This is a genomic window from Flavitalea flava (assembly GCF_054461575.1).
Genome location: NZ_JBTLQH010000002.1, coordinates 421,828 through 434,416, shown reverse-complemented (window position 1 = coordinate 434,416; position 12,589 = coordinate 421,828). Strand labels below are relative to the sequence as shown.

Genomic DNA, 12,589 nt, shown 5'->3' with positions numbered 1-12,589 from the left:
CTAACAGGCAGGTGTAGACCATTCCTTTTGTTTTATTGGAATCAAACCTTGCTCAGATGGGTTGTCGTATGCATCCCTATCTGATCCCTTGTGTCGTCTTCCCCCAGCCTGGAATATAAGTGCAGCAATTATCAACCTTGTTAATGCAAATTTTATGCACAAGAACAATGGGGCAGGCCATGCCTTGCCCTACAGGCAAGGACTGCCCGGCAAAAAAAACGATCCCAAAAGGAAGATTTTGAAAAAAGATATTCAACCATGAGCACATTAAAAACAAAAGACCTGAGTAAAATAGGTTATACCAACGATCAGGCAAGAAGCCTGGTCATAAACATAGTGTCCAAATATTTCAAACATCATTCCAAAGAAGAACTGATCGCGTTATTGACTGCAATCAAAGCCAATCCTTCATCCTATATCAATGACGAAATAACCGGAAAGATTGCCGCCACCTTCATGGATATCGAAGAAGAATGCGGTTTCAAGGTGTTCTCTTTATTGACAAAACCGGGACCGCTGAAAATCGTCGGCGGTAAAGAGATCGAAGGATCGGCAAAAAAACAAATGGAAGGAGCGATGTCCCTGCCTATCGCCATTCGGGGAGCCTTGATGCCGGATGCGCATACCGGCTATGGCCTGCCGATCGGAGGGGTATTGGCTGCGGATAATGCCGTCATTCCCTTTGGGGTGGGGGTGGATATCGGTTGCCGGATGGCCTTATCGATCCTGGATGAGAATGACCGGTTTCTGCGGCGTTATGCGCACCAGGTAAAGGAGGCACTAAAAACATACACGCATTTCGGAATGGAGGGCGGTTTGGATTTTCACCAGGAGCATGAAGTGCTGGACAGCCCGGTTTTTCAAACCACTGAATTGCTGCGCAAAATCCAGGGCAAAGCCTCAAGACAATTAGGCTCTTCCGGCAGCGGCAATCATTTTGTAGAGTTCGGCGAGATAGAATTATTCGAAGACAATGCCTTGGGGCTTCCTCCCAAAAAATACCTGGCCTTGCTGTCACATTCAGGGAGCCGGGGACTGGGGGCGAACATCGCGCAGTATTATACCCGGATTGCCATGGATACCTGCAAACTTCCATCGGAGGTGCAGCAATTGGCCTGGCTGGATCTGGACAGCGAGGCAGGCCAGGAATACTGGCTGAGCATGAATCTGGCAGGCGATTATGCAAAGGCCTGCCACGACCGGATACATTTTAATCTGTTAAAAGGGCTGGGATTGCAGGCTTTGGCAACCGTGGAGAACCATCACAACTTCGCCTGGAAAGACAGATTGGCTGATGGTAAGGAGGTGATCATTCATCGCAAAGGCGCTACCCCATCGCATGAAGGGGAGCTGGGAATTATTCCCGGCAGTATGACAACGGCAGCCTACCTGGTGAAGGGCAAAGGAGGAGAGCAAACCTTGTATTCGGCCTCCCATGGGGCCGGCAGGGCCATGAGCAGAAAGAGGGCCAAAGAGAACATGACCGTTTCCGGTCTGAAAAAAATGTTGTCCGAAGCCGGAGTGACACTTATCGGAGGAACTGTGGAGGAAAACCCGCTGGCCTATAAGGACATTGAACGGGTGATGGAAGCACAACGGGAGCTGGTCGACATCCAGGGCAGGTTTTTGCCAAAAATCGTAAGAATGAATAAAGACTAACAAATGGAAAAGATAATCATACAAATAACATCGGGAAGGGGGCCTGCTGAATGCGGCAGGGTAGTAGCCAAAGTACAGGAGAGGATCATGGCCCAGGCCAGGAAAAATAATATTGAAGTGGAAGTACTGGAAAATAACAACGCCGGTTTAAAAGGCGCCCTTCTTTCTGCGACGATCCTGGCAAAGGGTGACAACCTGCAGGCCTTTGTAAAAGAATGGCGGGGGACCATTCAATGGATAGGGCAAAGCCCTTACCGGAATATGCACAAACGTAAAAACTGGTTTGTCGGTGTGGAGATATTCGATGTAAGGGAGCAAATGAAATGGAATCCAAAGGAAGTCATATTCGAAACCTGCCGGGCTTCCGGTCCGGGCGGTCAAAACGTAAATAAAGTGGAAACCGCCGTCAGAGGTACGCATATTCCTTCGGGGATCAAGGTATTGGCGATGGATAGCCGCTCACAGTTGCAAAACAAACAACTTTGTCTGAGGCGCCTCGAAGCAAAGGTCCTCGCCTGGCATACCGGTCAATTGATCAGTGTGCAACAAACCCGCTGGCAAGCACATAACGAATTGGAAAGGGGCAACCCCGTGAAGACGATTACTGGTAAGCTATGACCTATTTTCCGTAGGTCAAAATTATCCGTAAACCGCATAAAGCTGCATAAAAAGACGCAAAATTCGCAATTTTATTTTTGTTTTTGCTGGTTTGTGCTTACATTCGAAATTATATTATCATTACGCTTATGTTAAAAGAGGAACGCCAGGCCTATATTCTCCGCCAGGTGAATTTGCATAATAGGGTCCTTTCTTCTCATATGAGTGAACAAATTCAGGTTTCTGAAGATACCATCCGCAGGGATCTGCAGGAAATGGCGCAGGAAGGGAAGATCACCAAAGTGCATGGAGGGGCGCTGTCTAATTCCTTTCATGTAACCTTTACCTCGAAGGATGTTTATTCCCTGGAGGAAAAAAGGCTGATCGCCTTAAAAGCAATCAGCCTGATCCGGGATGGCATGTTTATCCTTACTTCCGGAGGTACCACTATCATTGAACTGGCCCGTATGCTTCCGAAAGATTTGCAGGCCACCTTTATCACTCCCAGTTTGCCGGCAGCATTTGAATATACCAACCATCCCCGTATCGAAGTAGTTATGATCGGGGACAAGATTGCCAAGAACTCTAAGATTGCCATTGGAGGGGAGGCCATCCGGAAAATAAAACAGATCAAGGCCGATCTCTGTTTTTTAGGCGTCAATGCCATAGATATCCGGGATGGGCTCACCGATAATGACTGGGATGTCGTGGAAATAAAAAAAGCCATGATTGCCACCTCCAAAAAAGTAGTAGCCTTATCCATTTCAGAAAAAGTGAATTCATCGGAACAGCTGATCATCTGTGAGGTAGAAAAGATTCATGCGCTCATCACTGAACTTTCTCCGGACGCAGAAAAATTGAAACCTTACCGCAACAAAGGGATCGAGATTTTGTAAAAATCAAAGAACCGAAATTTTGTAAAAAAACAGGGAATTGAAATTTTAGAAAAGAATTTAAGTAATCCAAAAACAATGTATTATGAGGAAAAGCCAATTTACCCGACCCTCCGGCCGGTTATTCATTTTCTGTCTGTTGCTGCTGATGAATCTCGCAGCCACCGGCGTTTATGCACAGGTGAAAATATCGGGAACTGTTACCGACGGTGCCGGTAAACCTGCTGCTTTTTTAACAGTACAGGTTAAAAACAACAAGGCCGGTGCTTCCACCAATAATGACGGCGGGTATTTACTCAGTGCCGATATTAAGCCCGGCAGTTATACGCTTGTTTTTTCTGGTGTAGGTTATAAAACCCTGGAAAAACCATTGGTCATTGGTTCGGCTGCCAGCTATGTTGTGGATGCGCAGGTGGAAGAATCCGCTTCCAAACTCGATGAGGTCGTCGTGACGGGTACTTCACAGGGCACTACCCGCCGCCAGCTGGGAAGTTATATCAGCAGCGTTAAAGCGGATGAGTTGTCAAAAGGTTCGACCGGCAATGTGCTGGCTGCCCTTCAGGGCAAAACCGCAGGTGCGCAGATCTCCCAGAACTCAGGAGACCCAGCCGGCGGCATTTCCGTTAAATTAAGAGGAGTCAGTACTATCTCAGGCTCTACCGAACCCCTGTATATCATTGACGGGGTCATCATCGATAATTCTACCACCAGGGTCACCAATGCCGATCCCAGTTATGCAGGTGGCAATTTCGTGGGTTCAGTCGGACAGAACCGGATGGTGGATATTAATCCGGCAGATATCGAAAGGGTGGAAGTCCTGAACGGCGCAGCGGCTGCGGCTATTTATGGTTCCAGGGCCAATGCCGGTGTTGTGCAGATCTTTACCAAAAGGGGCAGCACGGGAGCACCGGTGGTGAATTTATCGACCAGTTTCAATGTCAACCAGATCAGGAAAAAATTGAAGGTCAATGAAGCGCCCACTAAATTCGGCGGCTCTCCTGATGTGCAGACCCAAACCATCCTCACACCGGCCCTTACCAATACGACAGCGGTGACCCGGCATAATTACCAGGATTATATTTTCAGGACCGGTATCGGATCGGATAATACCATCTCCGTAAGCGGCGGCAAAGACAAAACGAAATATTATACTTCTGCCTCCTATCTCTTCAATCAGGGGATTATCCGAAACACGGATTTCGGCCGGTATAGTTTCCGTATGAACCTGGACCAGGTACTCACGAATTGGGCGACGTTTAATGTGAGCATGAACTATATCTATGATAAGACCAATGAGAAACCGGATGGCAATACTTTTTATTCGCCGATGAATTCGGTGACCATCATCGGTAACTATTATGATATCCAGCAAAGAAATGCCTTTGGCAATCTTAAGGCAGTAGGAGAGCGGGGCAGGGTAAATCCGGTTTCGGTTGTGGAGGATATCAAACAGCAGCAGCAAACCAGCAGGATCATCAGCGGCGCAGGTTTGAAACTGACGCCCATTAAAAATCTGACGGTCGATTATCATTTGGGGATCGACAATTACAGCCAGGACGGCACAACCTTTATTCCACCCTATGCCTATAATGTGAGCCTGGGTTTCTTTGGCGGCGGAGCTTCCCTTGATCCTGCGCAGAACGGCTATGCCAGTGCAGGGACCAATACCTCCTTTCTCATCAATCACGATTTGAACGCAACCTATAACTGGAAAATCAGCGATAACCTGGCTTCCGTTACGCAGGTAGGTTATTCACAGCAATACCAGAAGGGGCATTATTCCTTGCAGCAGGGCCGTGGTCTTCCGCCTTATGTGCAGGTGGTCAGCGGTGCAAGTACGGCAATACCCGGCGCCGATCAGCGAAGCGAATATTCAATTTCCGGAGAATATATTCAGCAGAATTTTAAGTACCGTAATCAGTTGTTCCTGACCGGTGCGCTGCGTTTGGACGGGTCCTCTGTTTTTGGATCCAGCGAAAGGAATCAGGTATATACAAAATTAAGCGGCAGTTATGTACTTTCCGGTACGGATTACTGGGATAAAATGGGTGTGGCTAAATGGTGGAACTTATTCAAACTCCGTGCAGCCTATGGAGAATCAGGCAACCTGACGGGTATACTTCCTTACGCAAGGTTTAACACCTATACTGCAACCGCCTTTGTCGGCGGTTCTTCTTTCCAATCCCAAACAACTTATACCGACCCGAATGTGAAACCGGAAAGACAACAGGAATTGGAAATCGGTACGGATATGGCCTTCCTGGAAAACCGGATCGGACTTAGCGTCAACTATTATCACAAAAAGGTAAACGACCTGCTGATCAGTCGTCTGATCGGACCTACGAATGGCTATTCCGCCTTATTAAGGAATATTGGAGCCCTGCAGAATAACGGGTTGGAGCTTGTATTGAATTTTACTCCGGTGAAGACAAAAGATTTTACCTGGGACCTGACGGCTATTTACAATCACAACACCAACAAGGCGCTGAATATCGGACAATCCCTGATCCTTTATAATACCAATGGAGGAGCACCTGTTGCGATAATCGGCGGTCAGCCAATCGGAGTATTTTATGGATCCTTTTTTGCCACCGATGACGCAGGGAATCAACTGAAAAATCCCGCTGGTATTCCGGTGATTGAAACGGGATTACAAAACAGTCCGTTGAGTTATACGCCCCAACGTGATCCTAATACGGGACTTCCTTTGAAAACGGCAACGACCTTGCAAAAAATAATCGGCAATCCTAATCCGAAATATACAGGTACACTTACCAGTGATTTCGGATATAAAAAATGGGGGCTGCATGTACAATTCGACGCCGTACAGGGCGTGAATGTCTTTAATGCGGATTTCAGGACCCGTCAGGGGGTTGACAATGGCACCGTTGCCCAGCAGGAAGATGAGGGCAAACTGCCACGTGGCTATATTGCAGGCGTCTATAATACTCAGCAATGGAGGATCGATGACGGAGCATTTGTAAAACTGCGTGAAGTAGCGGTAAGTTTTGCCATGGGTAAGTTGAAAGGGTTTAATGACCTCAACTTTAGCCTTGGCGCACGCAATCTGGTCTCCTGGGACAAGTACAGAGGATACGATCCGGAAGTGAATGCCGGCGGTCAGAGCACCATTCTTCGGGGGATCGATTTTGGATCCGTTCCAATTCCCCGGACATTCAGCGCTACCATCCGTGCAAAATTCTAAAACTTCAAAACATTAAATTATGAACAAACAAATTCTTCCATATAGAACCCGTATTCTCGGCGTCCTGTTGTTGTTTTCGCTGGCGGCCTGCAAAAAGAATTTCACCGACCCTTCCGGTCCGTCTTCCGGCCAGGCCTTTAATTCCCCCAATGCACTGACTGATGTGGCCGTTGGTCTGCAGAACTGGTATACCAATGGCAGGGGAAGCGTTCTCTATAATACTATTACAGCTGATGGTTTGCTGACCAATCAATTGTTTGTGGTCAATGCCGGTAATACCGATGAAGGCCAAATGGGAACCGGGGGCGGGGCCGTACAAAATACCAATGGTATAGTAACTGGCCTCTGGGCGGTCTGCAATAAGATCATTTTCGATGCGGATAGTGTGCTCAGCCAGACCGGCAAGATCGTTTCCGATAAAAACTACGCCAGCGGTCTGATAGCCTATACCTCCATTTTCAAAGCGCTGGCAATCGGGGATATGGCTAATTTCTGGGACCATGTACCTGCTGGTATTGCCGATACACTGGGAGTCTCTAATGTAGGATTCGTTTCCAATACCCAAGGCTATCTTAATGCTGTCGCCGTTATCGATAATGCCTTGAATGCTGTAAATGCAAATGCCATCAGCAGTACCTTTCTGGGTAATATCCCGGGTGGGAATGCCAATATCGTCAATGCTTTGTATGCCTTAAAAGCCCGGTTCCTGCTATTCGCCGGTAATTATACAGACGCCCTGACAGCAGCCAACAGTGTATCACTGAACTTATCCTCGACATTTACTTATAATACCGTTACCACCAACCCGATCTTCACCCTGGTCGCATCTACCAATAATATCTATCAACCAACTGATTCCACGATGGGTTTACCTGTGGGTCTGCAACCCGATCTGAGTGATAAAAGAGAGCCTTTTTATATCTCCATCAATACCGGCATCATTCCCCGTTACAGGATTAAAGGCTTTTTTACAAGCACGACATCTCCCATCCCCGTATTCTTACCCGGTGAGATCATGCTGATCAAAGCGGAATGTTATGCACAGCAGGACGATCTGGTCAATGGGGCTGCCTGGCTGGATAGCGTGGTGTTAAAACAGCCCTCCCAGGATGTCTTCGGCGTGGGAGCGGGATTGAGTACGCCCGTGGTCGTGACCTCCAAGGATGATCTGTTGCAGCAGATCTACAAACACCGGGCTATCGAATTGTTCATGTCCGGGCTCAGACTTGCTGACCAGCGGAGACTGAACAGACCGGTCGGCGAGCGTAAACGCAGCTACCTCCCTTATCCGTTCGTGGAAAGGAATGGTAATACCAATACACCTCCGGACCCGACTTTTTAAAAGGGGACGAACACTTTAATAAGATCGGCTGCTTTTATCGTGCAGCCGGACCTAAAGCCCGCTACAGGTAATTCTGCAGCGGGTTTTTTTATGTCTTCTACCGTTTGAACAAAAAAATCTACCGGAAAAAGGGCCGTCCCTGCCGATGGTCATTTACGCTTCCGGCCATTTTATTTTCTGCCTATTTTGAAAAATGATTGCCAGGCTGCTACTACTCCTGTCCTTAATTTTTATCGTTTTTTCCCTGTCAGCCCAGGATATTGTTTTTTTCAAACCGGATTCGGTAAAAAAACAAATAAACGCGGTGCAGATCGATTCCTATCTGCGTATAGATGGGGTACTGGATGAACCGCAGTGGCGGCTGGCGGGCTTTTCTCCCCCCTTTGTCCAGATAGAACCTTACCAGGGTAAAGAACCCCGTCAGCAAACCGAAGTTAAAGTATTGTATAACCGGCAATACCTCTATTTTGGAATTTTCGCACGGGACTCTGTTGGTAAAGCAGCTATCAGGGCAACGGATTTCAAACGGGATTTTAATTCCGCGCAGCATGACCTCGTTAACCTGGTCTTTGATGGATTCAATGACCGACGCAATGCGATGGCCCTGGCAACGAATGCTTATGGCGTACAAAGGGACATGTTGTCTTTTGACGATCTTTATTATGATATCGATTGGGATGGTTTATGGAAAGTCCGTACCTCCAGAACGGATTCGGGATGGGTTGCCGAACTGGCCATACCCTGGACAACTTTGCGTTATCCAAAAACGAAGGATTCCCTGCAAACCTGGGGATTTAATGTATTCCGGAACCGGCGGCTGACCAACGAAACTTCTGCCTTATCGGAGTTTCCCCGTTCCGTTACTTCTACGCGGATGGATTATGCCGGTCAACTCACGCATTTGCAGCCTCCCCCGCCAAAAGTCAATATTCGTCTGCAGCCTTATTTCCTCACCTCTTATGATCATTATAAGGGCTATGAGCAACCTATAAAATCCGAAGAGACAAAATACAAACCGGGCGGCGATCTTAAATGGGCCATTAATTCCAATTCGGTATTGGACCTGACCGCCAATACTGATTTTGCACAGGCGGATGCCGACAGACAGGTGAATAATGTAACCCGGTTCTCCGTTTTTTTTCCGGAGAGGAGACAGTTCTTTTTAGAGAATGCTTCCCTGTTCGGAGTCGGTGTCAGCCCGTCGCCTGACGCTTCGGGGGGGAATATGCGTATCCAGCCGTTCTTTAGCCGGAGCATCGGTCTGGATGATAATGGCGATCCCATCCCGATCGATGCAGGAGGCAGATTTGTATACCGGTCTTCCCAATTAAATTATGGGGGGGTGGTCATGCGGCAGCAGGGTAACCAAACAACACCGGCGAGCAATTTTGCCGTGGGAAGGATCTCCAAAAATTTTGGCCGCCAGAACCGGATCGGTGGACTGATTACCCTTAAGAACCGTTCTGACGGTTCGAATATCGTGAGCGCCCTCGATGGTTTTTTCCGGCTAACGGACGAGCAGTCCATTAACACTATGGTGATGCAGTCGACGGATACCAGGACCAACCAAAAAGGTATGGCGGGTTTTGCGCAATATTATTACTCCAACAATAATTTAAAAATATGGTGGACAGAATCCTTTGTCACCAAAAACTTCGACCCACAGATGGGATTCGTTTCGCGGAAAGATGTCGTAGCGACCACCCCCGGCATTTTTTACCTATACAGGGGAAAGGCGCTGCCTTTTAAAAAAATACTACGGGCCTTTGAGCCAAGCTTCAGCCCTGAATTATATTACCAGGCATCGACCGGAAAAATAACTGAGGCTACTTTTAATATATATCCTGTATGGCTGAACTTTATCAGCGGAGCCTATTTTGGCTATGGAATAACGCCCACTTACCAACGCCTGACGGAACCGTTTCAACCGCTGGGAGTAAATATATCGACAGGCGAATACAGGTATACGCAATACCAGATCTGGGCCAGCACAGACCCTTCAAGAATTGTAAACCTGCAGGTTATTTATAACAGCGGTCCCTATTTTAACGGCAAACTGCATTCCGGCGACTGGACCCTCCAGTTTGCACCCATTCCCCATATTTCGTTGACGGGCCGTTTTAACCGAAACCGTTTTTTTGGGGTGGGTGAACCAAGAATAAATACCACCATCGATCTTTATAGCATCGAAGGTCGTTTTGCTTTGAATCCCCGCATTCAATTAGTCGGGTTTTATCAGCAGAATTCAGAGAACAATTCCAGGAATTTTAATATTCGTTTCTCCTGGGAATACCAGCCCTTATCCTACATCTATTTTGTATACAATCACACTGGTTTCAACGGTGGTCTTACTCCTTCCCGATCCGAAGATCATGTGATCGCAAAAGTCAGCTATCTCAAACATTTTTAAAGGAAGGCATTACTCGTTATCTTCGTTCGGAGTAAGACAAAACAACAATTATGGCCCCTGTTCATATTTTAGATTTGCATTTTAAGGCGGAAGAAAGTATCGCCGCTTTTTTAATTCCAACTTCAGAAGGGCCGGTGCTTATCGAAACAGGACCCGAAAGCACCTGGGATTATCTGGAGGCAGGCATAAGACAAGCGGGTTACCAGGTGAGCGATATCCGGCATGTATTGGTCACGCATATTCACCTGGACCACTCGGGCGCTGCCTGGAGATTGGCAAAAAATGGGGCAACCATATATGTTCATCCAAATGGATTGCCGCACCTGGCCAATCCTGAAAAATTATGGAATTCCGCCAGCCAGATCTATGGAGCGGAAATGGGTAGTCTCTGGGGTAGGATGGAACCTGTTCCTATGGAACAGTTAAAACCAGTGGGGGAGGGGGATACGATCGGGATCGGTGACCTGAAGATCGATGTGTGGTATACTCCGGGGCATGCTATTCATCACAATGTCTACCAGGCAGGTGACAGCCTTTTTACCGGCGATGTGGCCGGGGTTAAGATCGGCAAGGGTCATGTTCAGCCGCCCTGTCCGCCACCGGATATTAATATTGAATTATGGCTTCAGTCGATAAAAAAACTTAAGGATCTTAATCCCTCCTCCTTATATCTTACCCATTTTGGAAAACAGGATGACCCGTCGGGAATATTCCTGGAATTAGAGGACCGGCTTCAGGATTGGGCTAATTGGATAAAACCTTTTTTTGAAAAAGGCAAAAAGCCGGAAGAAGTAATTCCCGCTTTTAAGCAATACACCATGGCTCAATACGCCGCTGCCGGTTTACAGGAAGAAGAGCTGATGCGTTATGAATATGCGAACCCTGCTTTTATGTCGGTTACGGGATTGTTCCGCTACTGGAAATTAAAAACACATGGTCGCCTGTAGTTATTCTACATGAATTTTTCTTTCCCGTTGATAATCAATATCAAGTAGCCATTTTTTTGAAAAATTTGGTTTTTCCCGGATAAATTTATTTAAAATAATTTTTGGCAACCGATTAGTTGCATATATTTGCAACCGAACAGTTGCGGATGAATGCGGATGGTTGCGGATAGGTTGCGGTAACTATAAAAAGGAGGGGTTTACAATGAGAAGAGACGTATTTCAGGCGATAGCAGATCCGACCAGGCGGGATATTATCAGCCTGATCGCGGCAAAGACCTTGACGCCGACAGCTGTGGCGGATAGTTTCGATGTCAGCAGGCAGGCTATTTCCAAACATATAAAGATATTGACCGAGTGCGGGCTTATTGTCATTAAACAAAAGGGCAGGGAACGTTATTGTGAAGCGAAACTGGACAAACTCAACGAAGTTTTTTCATGGGTAGAGCAATATCAACGGTATTGGATAACCAAGATAGATTCACTGGAAAGATATTTAGACAAACTTCAAAAAGATAAAAAAAATGCAGGAAAAAAATAGTTCTCCGGCCGCTATACCAACCGGAACCCAAACAGGTTCATCAAAAAATTCCGAAACGGGTACACCCGGTAATTCGTTTCGCCAGCATGGCAATGAATTGATCTATACCCGGATGCTGAATGCGCCAAGGGATATGGTGTGGGAAGTTTGGACCCAGCCGGAACATATCAAAGAATGGTGGGGTCCTGATGGATTTACCCTTACCAATAATTCAATGGATGTACAAACGGGTAAGAACTGGAATTTTATCATGCACGGTAATGGGCAGGACTATGATAACAGGATTCAGTACCTGGAAGTGGTCCGACCTTCCAGGCTGACGTACAAACAGGGAGATGGAAAAGGAACCCTGAGTTTTACCGTATATGTCACCTTTGAAGAGGCGGCGGAAAAAACCCTCCTGACGATGCGGTCGGTCTTCGAATCGGAGGCTGTGATAGCAGAATTGAATCGCAAGGTAAATGCCATAGAGAGCGGTAACCAGACATTAAACAAACTGGAAGGATATATTAAAATACAACTCACCATTCGTCAACAACTAAAAACAAAAAACATGTCAAGAGTCAGCACTTATCTCAACTTTTCCCGGAACACGGAGGAAGCCTTCAAATTTTACAAAACAGTATTTGGGACTGAATTCAACGGGAACGGGATTTCCCGGCTGGGAGATCTTCCTCCATCAGAAGAAATGCCAACATTAAGTGATGAAGACAAGAAATTGATCCTGCATGTTGAATTGCCCATACTCGGAGGACATATTTTAATAGGAACCGATGCTCCGGAATCTATGGGTTTTACGCTTAATTTCGGGAACAATGTATATATCAATCTGGAACCGGATACCAGGGTGGAAACAAAAAAATTATATGATGCGCTTTCTGTAGGCGGAAAGGTGACCATGGAATTACAGGATATGTTCTGGGGTGCCTATTTTGGTAGTCTGACCGACAAGTTCGGCGTGCAGTGGATGTTTAATTGTACGCAGAAAGCATAATCGG

At 46.9% G+C, this 12,589-nt stretch carries 9 protein-coding genes; all 9 read left to right on the top strand.

Annotation, left to right across the window (positions count from 1 at the left end; all coding sequences use genetic code 11):
• Positions 1-258 precede the first annotated feature (258 nt).
• The 9 genes from ACX0G9_RS04320 (at position 259) to ACX0G9_RS04280 (ending at position 12,585) form a co-directional block, all read left to right on the top strand.
• Positions 259-1,659, top strand: coding sequence for an RtcB family protein (locus ACX0G9_RS04320; protein ID WP_459063621.1), 1,401 nt, complete (start codon positions 259-261; stop codon positions 1,657-1,659).
• A 3-nt stretch (positions 1,660-1,662) separates the two neighbouring features.
• Positions 1,663-2,277, top strand: coding sequence for a peptide chain release factor H (prfH, locus tag ACX0G9_RS04315; protein ID WP_459063620.1), 615 nt, complete (start codon positions 1,663-1,665; stop codon positions 2,275-2,277).
• A gap of 128 nt (positions 2,278-2,405) precedes the next feature.
• Complete coding sequence (locus ACX0G9_RS04310) at positions 2,406-3,152, top strand: DeoR/GlpR family DNA-binding transcription regulator (protein ID WP_459063619.1); 747 nt, start codon at positions 2,406-2,408, stop codon at positions 3,150-3,152.
• 82 nt (positions 3,153-3,234) lie between these two features.
• Complete coding sequence (locus ACX0G9_RS04305; protein WP_459063618.1) at positions 3,235-6,354, top strand: SusC/RagA family TonB-linked outer membrane protein; 3,120 nt, start codon at positions 3,235-3,237, stop codon at positions 6,352-6,354.
• A gap of 19 nt (positions 6,355-6,373) precedes the next feature.
• Complete coding sequence (locus ACX0G9_RS04300; protein ID WP_459063617.1) at positions 6,374-7,696, top strand: RagB/SusD family nutrient uptake outer membrane protein; 1,323 nt, start codon at positions 6,374-6,376, stop codon at positions 7,694-7,696.
• Between the two features lie 193 nt (positions 7,697-7,889).
• Positions 7,890-10,106, top strand: coding sequence for a carbohydrate binding family 9 domain-containing protein (locus ACX0G9_RS04295; protein ID WP_459063616.1), 2,217 nt, complete (start codon positions 7,890-7,892; stop codon positions 10,104-10,106).
• 50 nt (positions 10,107-10,156) lie between these two features.
• Entirely contained in the window at positions 10,157-11,053 is an 897-nt protein-coding gene (locus ACX0G9_RS04290; protein ID WP_459063615.1) for an MBL fold metallo-hydrolase, read from the top strand.
• 202 nt (positions 11,054-11,255) lie between these two features.
• A complete protein-coding gene (locus tag ACX0G9_RS04285; RefSeq protein ID WP_459063614.1) occupies positions 11,256-11,591 on the top strand; it encodes an ArsR/SmtB family transcription factor in 336 nt (111 codons plus the stop codon).
• A complete protein-coding gene (locus tag ACX0G9_RS04280; RefSeq protein ID WP_459063613.1) occupies positions 11,575-12,585 on the top strand; it encodes an SRPBCC domain-containing protein in 1,011 nt (336 codons plus the stop codon). Before ACX0G9_RS04285 ends, ACX0G9_RS04280 begins: the two co-directional genes overlap by 17 nt.
• Positions 12,586-12,589 lie beyond the last annotated feature (4 nt).

Bases quoted from the DNA above. Each gene is read 5' to 3' on its own strand.
- ACX0G9_RS04305 (WP_459063618.1), top strand. From the start codon at position 3,235: ATGAGGAAAAGCCAATTTACCCGACCCTCCGGCCGGTTATTCATTTTC.
- ACX0G9_RS04290 (WP_459063615.1), top strand. From the start codon at position 10,157: ATGGCCCCTGTTCATATTTTAGATTTGCATTTTAAGGCGGAAGAAAGT.
- ACX0G9_RS04280 (WP_459063613.1), top strand. From the start codon at position 11,575: ATGCAGGAAAAAAATAGTTCTCCGGCCGCTATACCAACCGGAACCCAA.
- ACX0G9_RS04300 (WP_459063617.1), top strand. From the start codon at position 6,374: ATGAACAAACAAATTCTTCCATATAGAACCCGTATTCTCGGCGTCCTG.
- ACX0G9_RS04310 (WP_459063619.1), top strand. From the start codon at position 2,406: ATGTTAAAAGAGGAACGCCAGGCCTATATTCTCCGCCAGGTGAATTTG.
- ACX0G9_RS04285 (WP_459063614.1), top strand. From the start codon at position 11,256: ATGAGAAGAGACGTATTTCAGGCGATAGCAGATCCGACCAGGCGGGAT.
- ACX0G9_RS04295 (WP_459063616.1), top strand. From the start codon at position 7,890: ATGATTGCCAGGCTGCTACTACTCCTGTCCTTAATTTTTATCGTTTTT.
- ACX0G9_RS04320 (WP_459063621.1), top strand. From the start codon at position 259: ATGAGCACATTAAAAACAAAAGACCTGAGTAAAATAGGTTATACCAAC.
- prfH (WP_459063620.1), top strand. From the start codon at position 1,663: ATGGAAAAGATAATCATACAAATAACATCGGGAAGGGGGCCTGCTGAA.